Genomic DNA, 22,663 nt, shown 5'->3' on the forward strand with positions numbered 1-22,663 from the left:
CTCCGGGAGGACGCTGTGGGCGTGGACCACGGCTTGTACGCTCGCGTGCTGCCCACGACGCCGACCCGAAACACCGTCTCACCTGCGGCCGCAGGTAAGAAGGATGGCAGCACGACTAACCTAAATGGTTATAATTGTCAAGCTGGAGGGTCCGGGCGGCGAGCGCGCGAAACGAAGACGCCCGCCGGATTGCTCCGGCGGGCGTCGTCACACGCGGCTTTCTGCGTATCAGCGAAGGCGCAGGGGAACGAAAGTCGCCTGCTGCCCGCGCGGCTGCACACGGACGAGGAGAGCCGTGCGCCCCTCGGCCTTGGCGGCAGCAATGGCGGCCGCCAGTTCGGCCTGCGTCGTCACGGGGCGGCCGCCCGCCTGAAGGATGATGAAGCCGCGCTGCAGGCCCTTCTGGCCCGCATCGGAGTTCGGATCCACCGCCACGATGACCACGCCCCTGGTGCCCTCCGCCGCGCCGAGCTGGCGGGCGATCTGCGGCGTCAGTGGGGTGACGGTGAGGCCGAGCGACTTCTCGACGACGCCGTTCTCCTGCTGCTGCGGCGGATTGTTGAAGGCATCGCCGTCCTGCTCCGGGTTGGTGTCGAATGAGGGCGACAGGTCCTCTTCGCTCGGGCGCTTCGCCACCGTGGCCGACAGGGTCTGGCGCTTGCCGTTGCGGATCACCTCGACCGGGATGCGGGCGCCCGGCGCGATGTTGGCGACGATGTAGGACAGCGTCTGGTCGCGGGTCACTTCCTTGTTGTCGACCTTCACCACCACGTCGCCGGCCTTCAGGCCCGCGCGCGCGGCCGGACCGTCCGGCTCGACCAGCTGGATGAACTCGCCCTTGTTGTGCTCGATCCCCAGCGAATCGGCGATGTCCTCAGTCACCGGCTGGATGCGCACACCCAGGTAGCCGCGCTCGATCGCCTCGCCCCTGATGAGCTTCTGGACCAGCGGTGCCGCAGTCTCCGCCGGGATGGCGAAGCCGATGCCCACGCTGCCGCCGGTAGGCGAGAAGATGGCGTTGTTGATGCCGATGACCTGGCCGTTCATGTCGAACATCGGACCGCCCGAGTTGCCCCGGTTGATCGCGGCGTCCGTCTGGAGATAGCGGTCGTAGGCGCCGCCGCTCTGCGTGCTGCGGTAGACCGACGAGATGATACCCGATGTCACCGTGCCGCCAAGACCGAAGGGATTGCCGATGGCGATCACCCAGTCGCCGACACGCGCCTTGCGGCTGTCACCGAACTTCACGAAGGGCAGGCTCTTGCCCGCATCGATCTTGAGCACGGCAAGGTCCGAAGCCGCATCCTTGCCGACCAGCTTGGCGGGGTATTCGGTGCCGTCGGGCATGGTGACGGTGATCGATTCCACCTGTCCCTTGCCTTCGGCCGTGATGACGTGGTTGTTCGTGACCACGTAGCCGTCCGCCGAGACGATGAAGCCCGAACCCAGCGACTGGGCTTCGCGGGTCTGCGGGGTGCCGCCGCCGCGACCGCCGAACAGACCCTCGAACGGCGTACCGGCGAAGGGATTGGCGCCGCCCTGGACCTGCACCTTCTGCCGCGTCGAGATGTTCACGACAGCCGGCTGAAGCTGCGCGGTGAGATCGGCGAAGCTCGCCGGCGCGCCGGCGCGCGGCACCATCCGCGAGATTTCGCTGCCCTCGTTCTGGGCCACCTGCGCCCCGGCTGGGTAGCCTGTGACGAGCGATGCGGTCGCTCCTCCGATGAGGAGCGCTGTGGTCAGTCCATAAGCGTATCGCACGGGCTTCACGTCCTTTGATTCCTCCATCTCGGCGGTCATTCGACCGGCTTTGCCCTGGTATCCGGTCCGATTGACGACCGGGGAGCTTAACCGGGTTTGAATGGTGCCGGAAATCCACGTACTCGGGGTTGCCGCAGGAACGGCCGAAACCGCTCAGGGCTCCCTGAAATGATTCAGATAGGCGTTGTCAGGCGAGAGCAGGATCGTCTTGCCGCCCGCCTGGTCCTTGGCGAACGACACCGAGTAGCTCTGCATCGCGCGGTAGAAGTCGTAGAACTGCGCGTCCTTTCCGAAGCTGGCGGCGTAGATGCCCGCGGCCTGGGCTTCGGCCTCGGCGCGGATGATCTGGGCATCGCGCTGCCCCTGGGCGGCGATCGTCTTGGCCTCTTCCTGTCGGCCCGCTTCCATGCGGACGAAGGCGGCCGCGAGGGCACCTTCGGGAAGATCCGCGCGCTTGATGCGTACGTCCACGACCTGCGCGCCATATTCGCGCGCCTCGGCGTCAAGCAGCTTGCGGATGTTCTCCATCGCCTGTCCGCGCTCGGCGGTGAGGAGCGACTGGAACGTGCGCTTGCCCAGTTCCTGCCGCACGACGGAGGAAAGGATCGGCTCAAGCTGCTGCGTCACGCGCTCGCTCGTGCCGGCGCTGCGCACCATGCGCACCGGATCGACGATGCGGTAGCGGGCGTAGGCGTCCACGTTCAGGCGCTGCTGGTCGGTGGAGAGCACCTGCTGCTGCTGCATGTCGACCGAGAGCAGCCGCTTGTCGATGCGGATGACTTGCTCGACCAGCGGGATGCGGAAGTGAACGCCCGCGCCCGTCTGGCCGAATGCGGCGTTGGCGATGAACGGGTTGTAGACGCGGACCGGGCGACCGGTCTGCACGATCACGGCCTGCTCGTCCTCGGGTACGACGATCGTGCTGAGCATGGCGGCAACGACCGCGATGCCGCCCACGATCCATGCGGTCTTGTGGCGCTGGAAAAGGCTCATCACTGGCCTCCCGCATCAGTCGGCGCGCTGACCGCGGGATCGGGCACGGGAACCGCGCGGCGCTTCATCTCGGGCAGGGGCAGGACAGTGGTCGCGCCCTTTTCGGCGACGACCGTGTCGTTGTCGCGCAGGACGCGCTCCATCGTCTCGTAGTACATGCGGCGCTTGGTCACCTCGGGGGCGAGCTTGTATTCTTCATAGACCTTGTCGAAGGCGCTGGCGTCGCCCTGTGCGCGGGCGATCACCTGCTGGGCCCAGGCACGGGCTTCCGAACGGTCGCGCTCGGCTTCCTGCTGGGCGACGTTGACGTTGTCGAACGCGGCCTTGGTCTTGGATGGCGGGTCGGCCTTCTTGATCTCGACGCCCTGGATTGAAATGCCCGACTGGTAGAAGTCGAGGATGCGCTGCATGCGTTCGCGCACGTCCTGCTCGACCTGTGCGCGGCCGGCACCCGAAAGCGCCTGGCCTAGCGTGACCTGCGCGATCGAGGCGCGCATCGCGGCTTCGGCCACTTCGCGCACCGTTTCGCGCGGATCGGCAAGGCGGAAGGTGTAGTTCTTCAGGTCCTTCACGTTCCAGCGCACGAGATAGCTGAGATCGACCAGGCTCTTGTCGCTGGTGAGCATGAGCTTTTCGTTCTCGTTGTCGGGGATCATGTCCACCGTGAACGAGCGCACGTCGACGACGCGAACCTGCTGGATCGGCCAGGGCAGGGTGAGGCTTACGCCCGAATCGATCGTGTGCGAATACTGGCCGAGCGTGGTGACGACGCCCTGCTCCTTGGGGCCGAGCATGTGCAGGCTCGACATACCGATCAGCACCACCGCCGCAGCACCGATGGCGAGCGGCAGCCAGGACTTGCCGTCCGGACGGCGCGGAAGGTTGGGGAAACCGCCGGAGGGACCACGCGGGCCGCCGCCGCCGCCGGGGCGACGCTGCTCACGGCTGCGGAAGATGTCCTCTATGCTGGCCGAGCGGCGGGGCGGAGTGCCGTCGCCGCTGGGGAGCCAAGGGTTGCGGGGGCCCTTGCGCTCCGGCGCTTCGCCCTTCGGCTCTTCCGCCGGACCACCTGCGGGCGTGGCATCGCCTCCGGCCCCGTCATCACCGCCGTCATTGCCGCCGCCCCAGGGGCTGTTACGACCTGCCATAGCGGAAATCCCTGATCCGTCCCCCGGCACGCCGCCGGGCGTGTCTGCACCACCGATAGCTTTCATGGGGCTATCTATAGGAACCCCTCGGCCAAATAACAGTGGCTCTCTTGCCCTTTTTGCCCTGCTACTCCACCTGAGCGGCATCGGCCGGGGCACCGGCAGCGAAAGGCGGTGCGCCGGAAACAGACCGACGCGCCCCGGCAATCTGGCGGAGACAAGTGTGAGTGGCGTTGCGCAAGGGGGCAGGGACGACAGCGAGGTCAAGGCGTTGTTGCCGGAAGATGCGGCCGTCCGCCTGCAATCGCTGCAGCTGGCACAAGGCCGCGCAACGCTTGTTCTCGATGCAGGCGGCCTTGATGCCGCCGCGCGCGCCCAGCTTGAGCGTACGGTCCGCCTGGCCCTTGCCGGGTCGGTCGAAGAGGTGCGGATCGCGATGACGGCGGACAAGGCCGCTGCTGCCGCTCCGGTGCCCACGGGGCCGCGCATCCTTGCGGTCGGGTCGGGCAAGGGCGGCGTCGGCAAGTCCACCCTCTCGGCAAACCTGGCGGTGGCGCTGGCCCGCATGGGACGGCGCGTCGGGCTGGTGGACGCGGACATCTATGGACCCTCGCAGGCACGCCTCCTCGGCACCGAGGGGCAACGTGCCACGGCTCATGACGGGAAGCTTGTGCCAGTCGAAAGCGCCTGGGGCGTGCCCGCACTCTCGATGGCGCACCTCTCGGCCGCGGGGCAGGCGATTGCGTGGCGCGGCCCGAAGATCTCCGGCGCTCTCCTGCAGCTCGTCGACGCGCACTGGGATGGCGCCGAGGTGCTCGTGATCGACCTGCCGCCCGGCACCGGCGACGTGCAGCTCACCATGCTGCAGCGCTGCAAGCCCGCAGGCGCGGTGATCGTCTCGACACCACAGGACCTCGCCCTGATCGACGCCGCCCGCGCGGTGGAGCTGTTCGCCAAGGGCGGGGTGCCGGTGCTGGGCGTGGTGGAGAACATGGCGGGTTACGCCTGTCCTCATTGCGGGGAAACAAGCGATCCCTTCGGCTGCGGCGGCGCGGAGAGCGCGGCGGCGGACATGGGCGTTCCCTTCCTTGGCCGCATACCGCTCGACATCGCCATCCGCCGCGAAGGAGACGCCGGCACCCCAACCGCAGCCGGAACCGGCCCCCGGGCCGACGCCTTCGCCGCACTGGCCCGGCAGGTGGCCGCCTGGCTGGACGAGACCGCCTGATGGCGTTCAGCCGGCGCGGCGTGCTTGTGGGGGCGCTCGCGGGCGGCGGGCTTGCGCTCGGCTACGTGCTGCGTCCGCGCAGTTACCCGCTGCCGCTGCCGGCGCGGGACGGAGAATTCGCGTTCGACGCGTGGATCCGGATCGGCACGGACGGTGTCGTCACCGTCTCAGTGCCGCAGGTTGAGATGGGGCAGGGCGTCACGACGCTCATCCCGCAGATCGTCGCGCATGAACTGGGCGCGGACTGGCGGCAGGTCGCTGTCGAACCCGCTCCGGTCAGCGGCCACTACGCGAACCTCGCGCTGGCCGCGAAATGGGCGCCGCTGTGGATGCCGCTGCCTGCCCTCGCACCGGTTGTTGCGGCAACGCCTGCCAGCCTCGTCACCCGCCGCTGGGCGGAAGGAGAGGCCTTCACCGTCACCGCCGACGGCACTGAGATCGCCGCTTACGAAGGCGCCGCCCGCGCCGCCGCCGCCTGCGCGCGGGCGATGCTGGCACAGGCCGCCGCTGCCCGCTGGGACGTCGCCTGGGAAGAGTGCGAGGTGGCGGGCGGCTTCGTCCGGCACGAAGGGAAGCGGCTGCCGTTCGGTCCGCTTGTCGAGGAAGCGGCGGCGCTTTCCCCGCCCTCGACCCCGCCGCTGCGCGCCGAGCCGATGGCCGAGCGGCCGGGGGAGTTCCCTCCCGGTGCGGCCCTTGCCTACCCTCGGCTGGACTTGCCCTCCAAGGTGGACGGATCGTTCGTCTTCGCCGCCGATGTGCGCCTGCCGGGCATGGTCTACGCCGCGATCAGGCATGGCCCGATCGGGCGCAAGACGTTCGTCTCCGATGCCGACGAGGCGGCGGTGAAGGGCATGCCCGGCTTCCTGCACATCGTCCGCAGCGAGGAAGGCGAGGCTGCGTGGATCGCCGCCGTGGCGACCGACGGCTGGACGGCGGAACAGGCGCTTACCCGCATGGAGCCCGGCTTCAAGGTGGCGGGAGGCGTGGAAACGGACGCGGTCGAAGCGGCGATGAACGAGGCCCTGCACAAGGCCGACGCGCATCGCATCCACTCCGCGGGCGATCTCTCGCTGGTGAAGGGCGGGATGCCCGTGCAACGGGGCTACGAAGTGGCCCCCGCGCTTCACGTCACCATCGAGACGACGGCCGCAACCGCGTGGTTCCGCGGCGGGCGGCTGGAACTCTGGATCGGCACGCAGGCGCCGGAAGCCACCCGGCAGGCGGTGGCGCGCGCCCTCGGCCTGAACGTGCGCGACATCGTGCTTTATCCCGTGGGGATCGGCGGCAGCTTCGACCGGCGGTTGGAGTTCGGCCACGCCGTCGAGGCGGCGCGGATCGCCAGGGCCGTGGATCGCCCGGTCCAGCTCACCTGGTCCCGCCGTGAGGAGTTTCGCGCCGGGCTTCCCCGCGCGCCCGTGATCGCGGTCATGGCGGCACGGCCCGACACGGAGGGCGGCGTCGCCGGCTGGCGCGCCCGCATCACCGTGCCCGCGACGGCGCGCGAGTTCGGCCGCCGCCTCTTTCACCACGACGCGCCGTTCGACGCTATTGAGGCCGCTGCGAATGAGGCCGATCCGATGGCGTTGGAAGGCGCGGTCCCGCCATATGCCATTCCCAATCTCGCCATCGATCATGTGCCGGTCCGCATCGGGCTGCCAACGGCCCGGATGCGCGGCAACGCGCATGGCTGGACGGCGTTCTTCAACGAAAGTTTCGTGGACGAACTGGCGCACAAGGCGGGCCGAGAACCCCTGTCCTACCGCATGGCGATGCTGGGCGGCGATCCGCGTCTGGCCGGGTGCCTGCAGCGGGTGGCGGCGCTTTCGCAGTGGGGCGGGGGCGGCGATGCCAGCGGGCAGGGGATCGCCTGCCACCGCATCGGCGAAGGCCGCATCGCCGTTGTTGTCAGCGCCCGGCGCGATGCGGAAGGCGTCCGCGTGGAGCGGGTCAGCGCGGTTGCCGACGTGGGCCGCATCGTCAATCTCGACATTGCCCGCCAGCAGATCGAAGGCGGGCTGGTGTTCGGCCTGGGCCTCGCGCTCGGCTGCTCAGTGCGCTATGCGGGCGGGCGCCCCGATGCCGAGCGGCTGGTGAGCATGGGCCTGCCGACTCTTGCCGATTGCCCGGCCATGGACGTCGAGTTCATCGAGAGTCGCGAGGATCCCGCCGATCCGGGCGAGCTTGGTGTTGCGGCGATCGCGCCTGCACTGGCCAATGCCCTTTTCTCCGCGACCGGGCTTCGCCTGCGCCGCCTTCCCTTCTTTGCCGAGGACGTCTGAATGCCCCCACGTCATCCTGAAGTCGCCCACGGGCAGGTCGGTGTCCTGCTGGTCAACCTGGGAACGCCTGACGCGCCTACGCCCGATGCGGTGCGCCGCTACCTTGCGGAGTTCCTGTCCGATCCGCGCGTGGTGGAGATCCCGGCCATCGCCTGGAAACCGATCCTGCACGGCATCATCCTGCGCACCCGTCCGGCGAAGTCCGCCCACGCCTATCAGCAGGTCTGGACCCGGGACGGTTCGCCTCTGGCCGCGATAACGGCAGGCCAGGCGCGCGCGCTGCAGGAGCGGCTGGGGGACGCTGCGCGGGTCGACTGGGCGATGCGCTACGGCAATCCCTCCATCGCCTCGCGGCTGCAGGCGCTGAAGGACGCCGGGTGCGACCGCATCCTGGTGGCGCCGCTCTATCCGCAGTATTCCGGCGCGACCACGGCGTCGGTCGTGGACAAGCTGGGGCAGGCGCTGGGTACGATGCGCTGGCAGCCCGCCGTGCGCACCCTGCCGCCCTACCACGATGACGAGGCCTACATCTCCGCGCTGGAAGCCGATGTGACGGCGCAGATCGGCGCGCTGGATTTCGAGCCGGAAATGCTGCTGCTGTCGTACCACGGCATGCCTGAGCGGACGCTGTACCTTGGCGATCCCTACCACTGCCACTGCCGCAAGACTTCCAGCCTGCTGGCTGAACGGCTGGCGCAGCGCCTGCCGGGCCTGCGTGTGGAAACCAGTTTCCAGTCCCGCTTCGGCCGCGCCAAGTGGCTGGAGCCTGCCACCGAAACGGTGCTCGACGCGGAAGCGAAGGCGGGCACACGCCGCATCGCCATCGCCGCACCCGGCTTTTCCGCCGATTGCGTGGAGACGCTGGAGGAACTGGCGATCCGTGGGCGCGAAGTCTTCGAGGAGGCGGGCGGGGAGCGTCTGGCCGTGCTCGCCTGTCTCAACGACCGGACGCCGGGCATGGCCATGCTGGAAACGCTGGTACGGCGCGAACTGTCGGGCTGGAGCGGGATTGCAGCAATTTAACAGCCGTCCACCTTGACCTGGGGAGCGTTTGTTCCGATTCCGTTCCTGTTGTCGGGGAGGGAGAAAGGACCGGATGCGCGCGGAAACAGAGCAGGCGGACTTCGTCTACGGCGGGTCAGCGCCCGCAAACGGCGGCGGCGCCGGGGTGGCGCTGTCAATCTATGCGGATCGTCCCCACCTTCGCGCCGTAATGCGGGAGGATGCCGGCGCGGCGGGCCTCAACGTGCTGGCCGCCAGCCCGCTGTCCGACCTTGTCGAGGCTGGGGAAAGCGGATCGACCGGCCTTGGCGATGTCGTTCTCATCGACTGCCCGCAGGCCGACGCGGCAACGCTTGCCGTGCTCGCCCGGCTGGACATGCGCGCGGCGCGCGGCGGGGCGCGCCTCATCGTCTCGACGCAGGTTGATGCGCTGGAGGACGTGTTCGCCTGCATGGACCAGTCCGCTCCTGTCCTGCTGGTCGACCCCGACCGGGCGGAGCGTGTCCTCGCCCTTGGACAGGTGCTGGCCGGTTTCCCTTCCGGCCGTCTGCGCGAACTCTCCGACGATGACCGGCTGATGCTGCTGCGCCTGACCGAACAGGTTGGCCAGATCGCCGGCCGGATGGACCGGCTGGATCCGCGCAGCGCCACGCCTGTGCCGCCTGCGGCGTCGCCGCCTTCTGTGCAGCCGGCGTCTGCGGGCCAGCCCCAGATCCCCGATGCGCGGCTGGTGCGGCGGATCATCCGCCAGCGGCAGCTGCGCGCACGGTTCTTCGATGGCGATCTGTTCGCCGATCCCGCCTGGGACATGCTGCTGGATCTTGCCGCCTCGCGAATCGAAGGCAAGCGCGTCTCCGTCACCTCCCTGTGCATCGCGTCGGGCGTCCCCGCCACGACGGCGCTGCGCTGGATCGGCCAGATGGTCGAAGCAGGAATCTTCGTGCGGATCAGCGACGGCACGGACCGGCGTCGCGCCTTCATCGACCTCAGCGACACGGCGGTGCAGGGGATGGCGCGCTATTTCGCGGAGATCGCCCTCACCGCGCCGGCTCCGATCTAGGGCGCCTCAACGCGGCGATGGCGCTTCGATCGCCAAGCGTATAAAGGCGCGCGGATGCTCCGCCTCACTGACATTGCCCTGCCGCTCGACCATACGCCTGCCGACCTCGACGCCGCCGTGGTGCAGCGTCTTGCCATCACCCCATCGGACCTTGAGCGCGTCAGTGTGTTCCGGCGCGGCAACGACGCCCGCCGCAAGAACGCGATCAAGCTGGTCTACGCGCTCGATGTTCTGGTGAAGAACGAAGCCGAGGTGCTGGCCCGCTTCGCCCACGACGCGCATGTGAAGCCGACGCCGGATATTGCGTACAGGTTCCCCACCCGCGCGCCGGAAGGCTGGGCCGGGCCACGGCCCGTCGTCATCGGCGCAGGCCCCTGCGGTCTGCTGGCGGCCCTCATCCTGGCGCAGATGGGTCTGAAGCCGATCATCATCGAACGCGGCAAGGCGGTGCGCGAACGCACGAAGGATACCTGGGGTCTGTGGCGGCGCTCGGAGCTCAATCCGGAAAGCAACGTCCAGTACGGCGAGGGCGGCGCGGGCACGTTCTCGGACGGCAAGCTCTACAGCCGCATCAAGGATCCGCGCCACCTCGGCCGCAAGGTGCTGACCGAGTTCGTCAAGGCCGGTGCGCCGGAGGACATCCTCACCGAAGCGCACCCGCACATCGGTACCTTCCGCCTCGTCACCATGGTCATGTCCATGCGCGAGACGATCGAACAGCTTGGCGGCGAATACCGCTTCGGCACGCGGGTGGAGGATTTCGAGATCGCCGAAGAGGACGGAGAGCGCCGCCTCAAGGGCCTGCACCTCTCCACGGGGGAGTTCCTGGAGGCCAGCCACGTCATCATGGCCGTGGGCCATTCCGCGCGCGACACCTTCGAGGTGCTGTACAAGCGCGGGGTCCACATCGAGGCCAAGCCTTTCGCCATCGGCGTGCGCATCGAACACCCGCAAAGCTGGGTCGACAAGGCGCGTTACGGCGAATGCGCAGGCAACCCGATCCTCGGCGCCGCCGCCTACGCGCTGTCGCACAAGGCGAAGAACGGGCGCACCGTCTATTCCTTCTGCATGTGCCCGGGCGGCCGGGTCGTGGCGGCCACCAGCGAGGAAGGCCGCGTCGTCACCAACGGCATGAGCCAGTATTCGCGCGCCGAGTTCAACGCCAACTCCGGTCTTGTCGTCGACATCGACCCGGAGCGCGATTTCCCAGGGCACCCGCTGGCCGGCATCGCGCTTCAGCGCCGGCTCGAGGAACTGGCGTTCGTGGCCGGGGGCTCGAACTACAAGGCCCCGGCGCAGAAGGTCTCTGACTTCCTTGTGGGGCGCCCCTCGACCGAGTTGGGGGAAGTGACGCCGAGCTATCAGCCCGGCGTCCACCTGACGGATCTTCAGGAGTGCCTGCCCGACTTCGTCGTCGAGGCCATCCGCGAGGCGCTGCCGGTGTTCGGGAGACAAGTGCCGCGCTACGACCACCCGGACGTGGTGATGACCGGCGTGGAAACACGTACGTCCTCGCCGGTGCGGATCGGCCGGGGCAAGGACCTGCAGAGCCTCAACACGCGCGGCCTTTACCCGGCGGGTGAGGGGGCGGGGTACGCGGGCGGCATCCTGTCCGCCGCCGTCGACGGCATCCGCGTGGCCGAAGCGCTGGCGCTGGAGCTGGTTCCCGCGGCGTCATGAACGAAACCTACGACGCCATCGTACTGGGGGCAGGGGCCGCCGGGCTGTTCTGCGCCGCTACGGCCGGACAGCGCGGCCGCCGCGTGCTGCTCATCGACCACGCGCCCGAACCGGGACGCAAGATCGTGATTTCGGGGGGCGGCCGGTGCAACTTCACGAACCTGCACACCGCGCCCGATCGCTACCTGTCGAACAACCCGCACTTCGCGAAGTCCGCACTCAGCCGCTACACCCCCGCCGATTTCCTCGCCCTAGTGGAAAGCCACGGCATCGCCTGGCACGAGAAGACGCTGGGCCAGCTGTTCTGCGACGGATCGGCCAGGCAGATCGTCGCCATGCTGCTGGACGAATGCGCAAGGGGCGGCGTCGTCCTGCGGTGCGGGGTCGAACTCGGTGACGTCACCCAGGCCGATGGCTTGTACCGCGTGCCGCATGGCGGGCAGGTGGCCAGTGCGCCTGCACTCGTGATCGCGACCGGTGGGCCGTCGATCCCGAAGATGGGCGCCAGCGGTTTCGCCTACGATCTCGCCCGCCGCTTTGGATTGAAGGTGGTGCAGCCGCGTCCTGCGCTCGTGCCGCTGACGCTTCCCGCCGATGAGGCGCTGTTCCGCGAACTCTCCGGCGTATCGACCGAGATCGTCGCGCGCTGCGGGGAAGGAAAGAAGTCTCCCGCATTCCGGGAGGCGGCGCTGTTCACGCACCGGGGCCTGTCCGGTCCCGCCATCCTTCAGATCTCGAGCTACTGGAAGCGCGGCGACACCGTCACGGCCCAGTTCCTGCCGGATCGCCTTGACGGCTGGCTGCGCGTCCTCAAGCGCGAGCGCCCGCGCCTCTCCTTCCGCAAGGCTCTTGGCGATGGCCTTCCCGAACGGCTGGCGGAAGCGCTGTGCGGGCGGCTGGGCCTGGAAGGGGAGCTCGGCGCACTGACCGACAAGGCTCTGGCAGCGGCGGAAGCCCGGCTGATGCGCTGGCCTTTCGTGCCGGACGGGTCGGAAGGGTTCGCCAAGGCGGAGGTGACCGTCGGCGGCATCGACACGGCCGAGCTGTCCTCGCGCACGATGGAGGCGAAGCGCGCCCCGGGCCTCTATGCCATCGGCGAGGGGGTCGACGTCATCGGCTGGCTTGGTGGCTACAACTTCCAGTGGGCCTGGGCGAGCGCGCGCGCCGCCGGGCTGGCGCTCTAGCCGGTCGGGCGCGTCGTTTCGCGCACCACGAGGGTCGGGGGCATCACCCGGCTCTGGCGCACGTCGCCGTCGATCAGGGCCTTGAGCTTGGCGACCATGACCCTGGCACCCTCGGCGATTTCCTGCCGCACGGTCGTCAGCGGGGGAGATGTCAGGCCGGCCATGGGAAGATCGTCGAAGCCGACGAGCTGGATGTCGCCGGGCACCTTGCGGCCCGCTTCGTGCAGGACATGCAGCGTGGCCATCGCGATGACGTCCGACGCGGCGACGATCCCGTCGTAATCCGCGCCCGAGGCGATCAGCGCCGCGCCGATCTGGCTGCGCATCCGCTCATCGGCGAGGTCAGCCGGAATATGGTCGATCGTCAGCCCCGCCGCCTGAGCTGCGGCGCGGGCGCCTTTCAGCCGCGTGGCGATCTCGACGCCCGCAGTATCGCCCACGAAGGCCAGCCGCCGCGCCCCGCAGGCGATCAGATGCTCCGCCCCGAGCCGTCCGCCCAGTTCGCTGTCCGTGCCCACGGTGATGTGGCGCTGGCCCTTGGCCCGGTTGCCCCAGACGACGAGGGGGCGATACCGCGCGGCGACCTGCTCGATGATCGCGCACTGGTCGGACTGGCCGATGAGCAGCACGCCGTCGACCATGCCTGATCCGGTGATCCGTTCAAGCCAGTCGGGTGTGCCATCGGGTATCGCGCGGCTGAGCATGATGTCGTAGCCGCTGCCGGTCAGTTCGTCCGCCAGATGGCCGAGAATCGCCATGAAGAACGGATCGGAGATCGGCTGGCCTGTCGCGGGGCCGAGCGGGATGACGACACCGATGACGCCTGTCCGCCCCGAGCGCAGCTTGCTGGCTATCTGGTTCGGGCGAAAGCCGTATTGCCGCGCCAGGACCTGTATCCGCTCACGCGTTTCGATGTTGACGAGCGACTTGCCCGCGAGGGCGCGGGACACCGTTCCTGCGGAAACCCCCGCCACGCGCGCCAGATCGGCGAGCGTGCGCACCTCCACGGCCGTTTCCGGAGTGCCCGTGCCGTTCGGGCCTCCTCTGCTCTTGTCCATCGCTGCCCCCTATGTTGTCAGATACCTTAGCATTCGTGGCCGCCGCCCGGAAGTAACTAGTTCAGGCAATTGCCTTTTGGGCGGCGTACGGGAAAAATGCGGTGAGCCGGCACTTGGCGCGGGCGGGGCTTGCGGAACCATCGCGGCGTTCCTGCGCTTGCGTCTGGAGAGCACGAGCGCCGCCAGGCAAGGACGGGTAGTGACCATGCACAAGCTTGCGGGCATCGAACTTGGCGGAACGAAGACCGTCGTCGTCCTTGGCGCCCAGGGCCGTATCGACGAACGGGTCGAGTTTTCCACCACTGAACCGGCCGAGACGCTGGACCGCGCAATCGCCGTGATTGAGGGCTGGCGGGACGACAAGCCGGTGGATGCCGTGGGCATCGCCAGCTTCGGCCCGATCCGGGTGGACCGCAACGCGGCCGACTACGGCTCGATGCTCGATACGCCCAAGCCCGGCTGGAGCGGAGCGGAAGTGGTGGCGCCGGTGCTGGAGGCGCTGGAGCGCCCCGTCGCGCTTGATACCGACGTGAACGGAGCCGCGCTGGCGGAGCACCGCCACGGCGCGGGGCAGGGGTGCGAGAGCATGGTCTACATCACCATCGGCACCGGAATCGGCGGCGGCGTCCTCATCAACGGCGCGCCCGCCCATGGCCTGCTCCATCCCGAGATCGGCCACGTGCGCCTGCGCCGGGCCGCCGCCGACGGCTTCGAGGGCGCCTGCGCGTTCCATGGTGACTGCATCGAGGGTCTGTTGAGCGGCCCCGCCCTGGCTGCGCGGTTCGGCACTCACCCCTCCCGCATCGATCCCGACAATCCCGTGTGGGAGCCGGTGGCGCAGGACCTCGCGGAATTGCTCGCGATGCTGGTCCTGACAGTGTCGCCGCAACGCATCGTCGTGGGAGGTGGGGTTTCCGGTCGGCAGCGCCATCTCCTGCCGATGGCGATCGACCGGGTGCCCGCGCTGCTGGGCGGCTACTTGCGCGACTGCACGCGCCACAAGCTCGCGGGGATGATCGTGCCGCCAACGCTGGGCGACGATGCCGGGCCGATGGGGGCATTGCTGCTGGCGGCCAAGGCTTTCGACGCTCATCCCATTCCGACTCCGGCGAGCCACTTGCCTGTTTGATGATCGTTCCATCATCGCGAACGAATGTTGCGCGCCTCTGAAATCGTGTTACACCTTCATCGATGCCAAGAACCTCGCCCGGAGCGGGGCAGGCGGGCAGTACGAGCCGAAATGGCCCAGAATGCCGCAGCCCTGACGGTGAGGAAGCAGGCGCGGCAACGCAGTGAGGATCGCGGAGAAAGTTATGAGCGCACGTCAGGTGACCGTCCCCCCGAAAGCTTCCAAAAAGCACCGGGCCTCCTCTTCCAACGGGCTGGAGAACGCACTTGCCGACGAAGTGCGCGGCGCGCTCCTGCCAGGCGACTCGCCCGAGGGTGGCTGGATGGACGAAGCGGTGCGCTTCCTGCTCGCCACCGCCGCAACAAGGGAGCCGGGGCGTCCGGCGCTTGACCTCACCTCCGTAAGCGAGGAGCGCCGCATCCTGCGCATCGCTCTCGTCAACGACGACATGCCGTTCCTCGTCGACTCGGCGGCGGCGGCTCTTGCCGAAGCCGGGCTGGTGATCGACCGGTTGGTTCATCCGGTCGTTGCCGTGCAGCGCGACGGGGCGGGCAAGCTGACCGGCATCGTGTCCGATCCTGCCGAGGCGACCGGCCGAGAGTCGATGATCTACATCGAGACGCCGCGCGGCGATGCGCGCCAGCGGCGCCACTTGCTCCGCTCTCTCGAGAGCACCTTCGACGATGTGCGCGCGGCGGTGGCTGACTGGCCGCAGATGGTCGATGCGCTCCGTGCGGATGCGGAGAAGCTGGAGGGTAAGGGCATCGACGATGCGGAGGGCGCCGCCCTGCTGCGTTGGTTCGCGGACGGTATGCTGACCCAGCTCGGCCATGTGACGCGCAGCCGCGATGGCAGCCGCACCGAGCGCCTCGGCCTTTGCCGCCGCTGGGAGGAGGACGTCCTGTCCGACGCCAGCTACGCCCGCGCCTTCGCGGCCTTCGACGAAGCGCTGGCCGCCGGCTCGGTCAGCGCGCCTCTGGTGGTCAAGGCCAACCGCACGTCCACCGTCCATCGGCGGGTGCCGCTGGACCTGTTCCTCGTGCCGCTGATGGAGGAGGGCAAGGTGACCGCGCTTTCGGTCCACGCCGGTATCTGGACGAGCGCTGCGCTGGCGACCGCGCCGGACCGCGTGCCGCGCCTTCGCCGTCAGCTTGCCGCGCTGGCCGAGCGGATGGACCTCGATCCCAAGGGCCACACGGGCAAGGCGCTGGCCCATGCCCTCACCAGCCTGCCGCACGATCTGGTGCTCGGCCTCGGCGAAGCCGACGTGGAGCGACTGGCGATGACCATGACCGCTCTGGTCGACCGCCCGCGCCCGCGCCTCCTGCTCGCCCATACGCCGCTGCTGCGTCATCTCTTTGCCTTCGTGTGGCTCCCGCGCGACGTGCTTTCCACGCAGATCCAGCAGCGCATCCGCACTATGATCGAACGCGCGGCCGATGCGCCGACGCTGGACTGGAGCCTGCAGGTGGAGGCGGGCAACCTCGCCATGCTGCGCTACACGCTCGACGTGCGGCAGGGCATCCGCGAGCCTTCCGAGGCCGATCTGGACCGTGAGCTGCAGATCATGCTGCGCGGCTGGACCGAAGCGGTGGAAGCCGCGCTCGCCGCCACCATGGAGGCCGGGCGTGCGGCAGCCGTCGCGGGGCGCTACGCAGAAGCCTTTCCGATGGGCTACCGCACGGAGTCGGGTCCGGGTGAGGCGGCGATCGACATCGCCTATCTGCGCCGCATCGCCGTGGGTGAAGGCGGAGCGGCCGAAGGCGGCGTCCAGCCCGCTCATCGGGACGTACGCTTCCACACCCGGGAAGACGACCCGGAAAGCCGCGTGCGCCTCAAGATCTACCAGTCCGAAGGCGGCCTGCCGCTGTCGGATGCGGTGCCGGCGCTCGAGAACTTTGGGTTTCGTGTCCTCGCCGAGATCCCGACCGCGCTGGAGCACGGCAGGCTCGGCACGATCCACGACTTCGTTCTCGAAGCGGCCGACGGCCGCGCGCCCGAGGACGTGCTCAACCGCGCGCCGATGGTGGAAGAAGCCTTGCGCGGCGTCCTGAACGGCGCGGGCGAAAACGACGCGTTCAACCGCCTCGTACCGGGCCTTGGACTGGAGCGGGGGGAGGCGAACTGGCTGCGTGCGTGGTATCGCTATCTGCGCCAGGCCGGGACGCACTTCGGCATTCCCACCGTAGTCGACGCCCTGCAAGGCGCACCCGGCGTGACCACCGCGATCATCGCCCTGTTCCGTGCCATCCACGATCCCGCCTTCGGGGGAGACCGTGCCAAGGCCCGTGCCGAGGCCGAAGAAGCGATCCGCACCGGCCTCGCGAACGTCAGCGCAATCAATGACGACCGCCTGCTGCGTGCCTTCCGCGACATCGTGCTCGCCATGCTGCGCACCAACGCCTTCGCGCCTGCCGGAGAGACGGCGCTGGCGTTCAAGTTCGATTCCGCGCTTGTGCCGGGGCTGCCCAAGCCGCTGCCCTGGCGCGAGATCTTCGTCTATTCGCGCCGGGTGGAAGGCATTCACCTGCGTTCCGGCCCGGTTGCGCGCGGCGGCCTGCGCTGGTCGGATCGTCGTGATGACTTCCGCACGGAAATCCTGGGCCTGATGAAGGCGCAGCGCGTGAAGAATGCCGTCATCGTACCGACCGGGGCAAAGGGCGGCTTCTATCCCAAGCAGCTTCCCGATCCGAGCCGCGACCGCGCCGCCTGGGCCGCCGAGGGGCAGGCGAGCTACGAAATCTTCATCGAGACGCTGCTGTCGATCACGGACAACATCGTCGACGATCGCGTGGTCCATCCCGCAGGCGTGACGGTGCTTGACGGTGAAGACCCCTACTTCGTGGTCGCCGCCGACAAAGGGACGGCCAAGTTCTCCGACGTCGCCAACGGCATCGCCGAGCGCCGGGACTTCTGGCTGGACGACGCCTTCGCGAGCGGAGGCTCGAACGGCTACGACCACAAGGCGATGGGCATCACCGCGCGCGGCGCCTGGCTGTCCGTGCAGCGTCACTTCCTGGAGATGGGCGTCGATATCCAGACCCAGCCGGTCCGCGTGGCGGGCTGCGGCGACATGTCGGGCGACGTGTTCGGCAACGGCATGCTGCTGTCGAAGTCGCTCAAGCTGGTTGCGGCTTTCGACCACCGTCACATCTTCCTCGACCCCGATCCTGACCCGGCAAAGAGCTGGGCAGAGCGCAAGCGACTGTTCGAGCTGCCGGTGTCGAGCTGGAACGATTACGACACGGCCCTGATCTCCAAGGGCGGCGGCGTCTTCCCGCGTAGCCTCAAGTCCATTCCGCTGAGCGAGGAGATCCGCGCGGTGCTGGGCATCAGCGCGAGCGAGATCGATCCGGACTCGCTCATCACGGCCATCCTTTCCGCGCCGGTGGACCTGCTCTGGTTCGGCGGCATCGGTACGTACGTGAAGGCATCCAGCGAAAACAACGTGCAAGTGGGCGATCCGACGAACGATGCCTTGCGCGTGAGCGGCAACGAGGTTCGCGCCCGCGTCATCGGCGAAGGCGCGAACCTTGGCGTCACCCAGGCCGGCCGCATCGAGTTCGCCTCGCGCGGCGGGCGCATCAATGCGGACTTCATCGACAACTCGGCGGGCGTCGACTGCTCGGACAACGAGGTCAACATCAAGATCGCCCTTGCCGCTGCAAAGCGCGCGGGCAAGCTGTCCGAGAAGAAGCGCGTAGAGCTCCTGCACGCGATGACCGATGAAGTGGCGGCCCTGGTGCTTGAGGACAACCGCCTGCAAGCGCTCGCGCTGTCCATCGCCGAACGCGGCGGGGTGCAGGCGATGCCTTCGCACATGCGCCTGATCGAAACGATGGAGGAAAGCGGCTATCTTGACCGCCGCACCGAAGGGCTGGCCGAGAACGAGGTGCTGCTCCGCCGGGCGCAGGATGGCCGCGGCCTCACCCGGCCGGAGCTGGCGGTCCTGCTCTCCAGCGGCAAGTTGCAGCTGCAGGCGGCCATCGAAGACAGCACGCTCCCTAACGATCCCGGTCTCACCGACCTGCTGCTTTCCGCCTTTCCCAAGCCGATGCAGGAGAAGTACGGCCGTTTCATCGAGGAACACCGCCTGGCGCGAGAGATCATCGCGACCAAGCTGGCCAACCGCATCGTCAACCGCCTCGGCATTGTCACCCCGTTCGAGCTGGCCGAGGAAGAGGGGGCTCCGCTCGCCCAGGTGGCGGCAGCCTTCGCCCTGGCGGACAGGCTGCTCGGGCTCACCGCGCTGTGGGAGAAGGTGGAAACCGCGCCCATGGCGGAACCCGCTCGCATCGCGCTGTTCGACACGGTTGCCGTGGCGGTCCGGGGCCACATGGCGGACCTGCTGCGTGCCGGTGCCGGGCAACTCGCGCCCTCGGAGCTGGCTGCGCGTCTGGACAAGGGCGTCACGACGCTGTCCACCGATACGCATGAACTGCTGGGCGAGCGCACGGCCGCGCACTCGCGCAGGCTGCATGCGGGGCTGGTGGAACTCGGCGCGCCGAATGATGTGGCCGACGAGGTGACGCACCTGTTCGACCTTGACGGGGCCGTGGGCATCGCCTCGCTTTCGGCGGAAGTGGGCATACCGCCGCGCCGCCTCGTCGCGGCCTTCACGCGCCTGGGTGCGGGGCTGGGCCTCGACTGGGCGCAGGCGACGGCGGCGATGATGAGCCCCTCCGACCCCTGGGAGCGCCTGCTGGTGGCAGGGCTGGCGCGCGACTTCCAGCAGATGCGACTCGACTTCCTGCGGGGCCTTGCGCGCACCAAGCTGGGCAAGAGCGACCCGCTTGCGGCGACCGAGGAGTGGGGCCGCCAGCACAAGGGCGCCATCGACGCCTTCCGTGGAGTGGTTCACCGGGCCGAGAATACGGTCACGATCTCGGCCGCCATGCTGGCGCAGATCGCCAGCCAGGCGCGCAACCTCCTGGCGCGGTAAGGTCGGGGGCAGGCGGCTTCCTGCGCCGGCAGGAGCCGCCGGTCACGCCACCGGAAGGGAGCGCTTCTCCTTGATCGTCTCCAGGACGATGATCGATTTCACGTCGCGCACGCCCGGAATGCGCAGGAGCGTACGCAATGTGATCTGCGACAGATGCTCCACGTTCCGCGCCATCACCCGCACCAGATAGTCCATGTCCCCCGTCACCGCGTGACAGGCGATCACGTGTGGGTTCTCGGCAATGGCCTGCTCGAAGCGCGCGATGTTCTCATCCACGTGAGCGACGAGGTTGATGAGGACATAGGCTTCCAGTTCGAAACCCAGCAGGCGCGCGTCGAGGACAGGGGCATATCCGCGGATCACCCCCTCATCCTCAAGCCGCTTTATGCGCCGGCTTACCGGGGTGGCGGAAAGCGCCACACGCTCCGCCACCTGCGCCACCGGCATCCGCGCATCATCCTGAAGAGCGGCGATGATCCCGCGATCGAATTCGTCCAGCTGCATGTATCACCCTCCTCAGAGGTGTCTTTTAGTGGATTCCACTAATAGCACCGGCTGGGTGCGCTTCAATCCGCACGGAACTCGCGCCTGAGGTGTGGTACTCTTTTCGCATGAAGAAGCCCTGCACGCTCACAACCAACAGCGGCCTTCGAGGAGAGTACGAAGGCGCCGCCGACGATTACACCGTCGGGCAGGACTGGCATGCCTACACGCCCGAGATGCACGACCGCTGGCGGCGTCTCTTCGCGCGGCAATCCGAGCTTGTACGGACGCACGCCTGCGCCTCCTTCGGTGAAGGGCTGGCCCGCCTCGATTGCAGCGCGGGCATCCCGCGCTTCGAGGACGCCAACGTCGTGCTCGAAGCAGCGACCGGATGGAGCCTCGTTCCCGTGCCGGGCTTCATCCCGGACGCCACGTTCTTCGATCATCTGGCACACCGACGCTTTCCCGTGACGCGGTGGCTGCGCGAGGAGCATGAGCTCGATTACCTCGTCGAGCCGGACCTTTTCCATGACTTCTTCGGCCACGTGCCGATGCTGCTGGACCCGGCCATAGCCGATTTCCTGGAGCTGTACGGAAAGGCCGGCGCGCGTGCGCTGGAGATGAACGCGCTCGACATGCTGGCGCGTATCTACTGGTACACCATCGAATTCGGCCTTGTGCGCGAGGATGGCGGACTGCGGGTGTTCGGGGCGGGCATCATGTCCTCCTCGGGCGAAACGCGCTACGCGATCGAGGACCGCGAGGTGCTGCGCCTGCCCTTCGATCCGGTCCGCGTCATGCGAACCGGCTACATGATCGACAGCTTTCAGAAGACGTACTTCGTCCTCGACAGTCTGCCTCAGCTTATCGAATCGCTCGTGAGCCTTGATTTCGGCCCCATTTACGAAACCTGGCGGGATGAACCGCCAATCCCCGCCGGTGAACGGCTGGCGGGGGAAACACCTCTCGGAGCACCTGCATGACCGACCTGTTCGACAATCCCATCGGGCTCGACGGCTTTGAATTCGTCGAGTTCTCGGCGCCGGAAAAAGGCGTGCTGGAACCCGTGTTCGAGGCCATGGGCTTCACCCGCATCGCGCGGCACCGTTCGAAGGATGTCGAGCTCTGGCGGCAGGGCGCGATCAACTTCATCACCAACTACGAGCCGCACAGCCCGGCGTGGTTCTTCAGCCGTGAGCATGGCCCTGCGGCCTGCGGCATGGGCTTCCGGGTGCGCGATGCACGCGCCGCATACGCGCAGCTTCTCGCCCGTTCGGCCGAGCCGGTCTCCGTCGCCACGGGCCCGATGGAACTGCACCTTCCCGGCATTCGGGGCATCGGCAACTCGATCATCTACCTGATCGACCGCTACGAGAAGGACGGCAACGGCGCTCTGTCGATCTACGACATCGACTTCGAGTACCTGCCCGGCGTCGATCGTCATCCCAAGGGTGCCGGATTCACGGACATCGACCACCTGACGCACAACGTCTACGGCGGGCGCATGGCCTATTGGGCGGACTACTACGAGAAGCTCTTCAACTTCCGCGAGATCCGCTACTTCGACATCAAGGGCGAATACACCGGCCTCACCAGCCGCGCGCTCACCGCCCCCGACGGCAGGATCCGCATCCCGCTCAACGAAGAGGCCGAGGGCGGCAAGGGCCAGATCGACGAGTTCCTCCGGGCCTTCAACGGCGAGGGAATCCAGCACATCGCCCTCATCTGCGACGATCTCATCGGCGCATGGGACAAGCTCAAGGCGCTCGGCGTGCCGTTCATGACCGCGCCCCCGGAAACGTATTACGAAATGCTGGAGGAACGCCTCCCCGGGCATGGCCAGCCGACCGAAGCGCTCAAGAGCCGGGGCATCCTGCTCGACGGGACCACGGACGGCGGACAGCCGCGCCTGCTGCTGCAGATCTTCGCCGAGGCGCGGGTCGGCCCGGTGTTCTTCGAATTTATCGAGCGCCGCGGCGACGACGGCTTCGGGAACGGGAACTTCAAGGCGCTGTTCGAAAGCATGGAGCGCGACCAGATCCGTCGCGGCGTGCTGAAGGTGGATGAGCCGGCCGAATAAGGCCGCTCGCCGAAACGAGGTTTGGGAGAGCCGGGCGGGTCCACGCAGACCCGCCCGCAACTTCCCGGGAGAGAGACGATGACGCAAGGCAAGGCCCCCACACTCGGCGGCATCCATCATGTGGCGTACCGCTGCCGCGACGCCAAGCAGACGGTGGATTTTTACCGCGACGTCATGGGCATGGATTTCATGCTGGCGATCGCAGAGGACACGGTGCCTTCCACGGGGGCGCCTGACCCCTACATGCACGTCTTCCTCGACTGCGGAGGCGGCAACGTGCTTGCCTTCTTCGAACTGCCGAACGCGCCCGAGATGGGACGGGACGAGGCAACCCCGGCCTGGGTGCAGCACATCGCCTTCAAGGTGGACAGCGAAGCCGACCTGCTTGCCGCCAAGGCGCGGGCCGAGGCCGCCGGGCTGGATGTCATCGGCCCGACGCATCACGGCGTCTTCAAGTCGATCTACTTCTTCGATCCGAACGGGCACCGTCTTGAACTCGCCTGGCAGTTCGGCACGGCGGATCAGATGGAAAGCCTGCGCGCGGTTGCGGACGACATGCTCGACGAATGGGCGCGCACCCGCAAGGCGCCGCGTCATGCGGCCTGGCTGCACGAGAAGATTGCGGCGGAAAGCTGA

At 68.2% G+C, this 22,663-nt stretch carries 16 protein-coding genes; 11 read left to right on the forward strand and 5 right to left on the reverse strand.

All coding sequences use genetic code 11. From position 1 onward, the window contains the following. Positions 1-228: 228 nt before the first annotated feature. The 3 genes from QOL62_RS00005 to hflK form a co-directional block, all read right to left on the reverse strand. Complete coding sequence (locus tag QOL62_RS00005; RefSeq protein WP_283404735.1) at positions 229-1,800, reverse strand: Do family serine endopeptidase; 1,572 nt, start codon at positions 1,798-1,800, stop codon at positions 229-231. A gap of 114 nt (positions 1,801-1,914) precedes the next feature. Then, on the reverse strand, positions 1,915-2,754 hold the full coding sequence (gene hflC, locus QOL62_RS00010) for a protease modulator HflC (protein WP_199183770.1): 840 nt from the start codon (positions 2,752-2,754) through the stop codon (positions 1,915-1,917). Next, a complete protein-coding gene (gene hflK, locus QOL62_RS00015) occupies positions 2,754-3,902 on the reverse strand; it encodes a protease modulator HflK (RefSeq protein ID WP_103728190.1) in 1,149 nt (382 codons plus the stop codon). Before hflK ends, hflC begins: the two co-directional genes overlap by 1 nt. A gap of 223 nt (positions 3,903-4,125) precedes the next feature. Here hflK and QOL62_RS00020 point away from each other — a divergent pair, with 223 nt between their 5' ends. The 6 genes from QOL62_RS00020 (at position 4,126) to QOL62_RS00045 (ending at position 12,335) form a co-directional block, all read left to right on the forward strand. After that, on the forward strand, positions 4,126-5,130 hold the full coding sequence (locus tag QOL62_RS00020) for an Mrp/NBP35 family ATP-binding protein (protein WP_283404736.1): 1,005 nt from the start codon (positions 4,126-4,128) through the stop codon (positions 5,128-5,130). Then, positions 5,130-7,409, forward strand: a complete 2,280-nt coding sequence (locus tag QOL62_RS00025) for a xanthine dehydrogenase family protein molybdopterin-binding subunit (protein ID WP_283404737.1) — start codon at positions 5,130-5,132, stop codon at positions 7,407-7,409. The genes QOL62_RS00020 and QOL62_RS00025 overlap by 1 nt, the downstream gene beginning before the upstream one ends. Beyond that, positions 7,410-8,432 (forward strand): ferrochelatase, encoded by a 1,023-nt coding sequence (gene hemH, locus QOL62_RS00030; RefSeq protein ID WP_283404738.1) that lies wholly within the window; start codon positions 7,410-7,412, stop codon positions 8,430-8,432. A 73-nt stretch (positions 8,433-8,505) separates the two neighbouring features. Then, positions 8,506-9,471, forward strand: a complete 966-nt coding sequence (locus QOL62_RS00035; protein ID WP_283404739.1) for a MarR family transcriptional regulator — start codon at positions 8,506-8,508, stop codon at positions 9,469-9,471. Positions 9,472-9,525: 54 nt separating this feature from the next. Further along, positions 9,526-11,151 carry an NAD(P)/FAD-dependent oxidoreductase gene (locus QOL62_RS00040; RefSeq protein WP_283404740.1) on the forward strand — a complete coding sequence of 542 codons (1,626 nt, stop codon included), beginning with the start codon at positions 9,526-9,528 and terminating at the stop codon, positions 11,149-11,151. Next, a complete protein-coding gene (locus QOL62_RS00045; protein WP_283404741.1) occupies positions 11,148-12,335 on the forward strand; it encodes a BaiN/RdsA family NAD(P)/FAD-dependent oxidoreductase in 1,188 nt (395 codons plus the stop codon). The genes QOL62_RS00040 and QOL62_RS00045 overlap by 4 nt, the downstream gene beginning before the upstream one ends. On the opposite strand, the gene QOL62_RS00050 is transcribed toward QOL62_RS00045, so the two are convergent. Then, positions 12,332-13,393 carry a LacI family DNA-binding transcriptional regulator gene (locus QOL62_RS00050; RefSeq protein ID WP_283404742.1) on the reverse strand — a complete coding sequence of 354 codons (1,062 nt, stop codon included), beginning with the start codon at positions 13,391-13,393 and terminating at the stop codon, positions 12,332-12,334. The genes QOL62_RS00045 and QOL62_RS00050 overlap by 4 nt on opposite strands. Positions 13,394-13,598: 205 nt before the next feature. Between QOL62_RS00050 and QOL62_RS00055 the strand changes: the two genes are divergently transcribed. Together QOL62_RS00055 and QOL62_RS00060 are read left to right on the forward strand one after the other, a co-directional pair. After that, entirely contained in the window at positions 13,599-14,522 is a 924-nt protein-coding gene (locus QOL62_RS00055; protein ID WP_103728601.1) for an ROK family protein, read from the forward strand. A gap of 184 nt (positions 14,523-14,706) precedes the next feature. After that, a complete protein-coding gene (locus QOL62_RS00060) occupies positions 14,707-19,464 on the forward strand; it encodes an NAD-glutamate dehydrogenase domain-containing protein (RefSeq protein ID WP_283404743.1) in 4,758 nt (1,585 codons plus the stop codon). Between the two features lie 42 nt (positions 19,465-19,506). Here the strand turns inward: QOL62_RS00060 and QOL62_RS00065 are convergent, their stop codons facing one another. Continuing rightward, the gene (locus tag QOL62_RS00065) at positions 19,507-19,968 is read right to left on the reverse strand and encodes an Lrp/AsnC family transcriptional regulator (protein WP_283404744.1); all 462 of its coding nucleotides are present in this window, start codon (positions 19,966-19,968) and stop codon (positions 19,507-19,509) included. 107 nt (positions 19,969-20,075) lie between these two features. Here QOL62_RS00065 and phhA point away from each other — a divergent pair, with 107 nt between their 5' ends. The 3 genes from phhA (at position 20,076) to QOL62_RS00080 (ending at position 22,663) form a co-directional block, all read left to right on the forward strand. Next, positions 20,076-20,930, forward strand: a complete 855-nt coding sequence (phhA, locus tag QOL62_RS00070) for a phenylalanine 4-monooxygenase (RefSeq protein WP_283404745.1) — start codon at positions 20,076-20,078, stop codon at positions 20,928-20,930. Beyond that, positions 20,927-22,027 carry a 4-hydroxyphenylpyruvate dioxygenase gene (hppD, locus tag QOL62_RS00075; protein WP_283404746.1) on the forward strand — a complete coding sequence of 367 codons (1,101 nt, stop codon included), beginning with the start codon at positions 20,927-20,929 and terminating at the stop codon, positions 22,025-22,027. The genes phhA and hppD overlap by 4 nt, the downstream gene beginning before the upstream one ends. 78 nt (positions 22,028-22,105) lie before the next feature. Then, positions 22,106-22,663, forward strand: a complete 558-nt coding sequence (locus QOL62_RS00080; protein WP_283404747.1) for a VOC family protein — start codon at positions 22,106-22,108, stop codon at positions 22,661-22,663.

The organism is Novosphingobium panipatense, from assembly GCF_900182875.1.
In the GTDB taxonomy this organism is placed as follows: Bacteria; Pseudomonadota; Alphaproteobacteria; order Sphingomonadales; family Sphingomonadaceae; genus Novosphingobium; species Novosphingobium panipatense.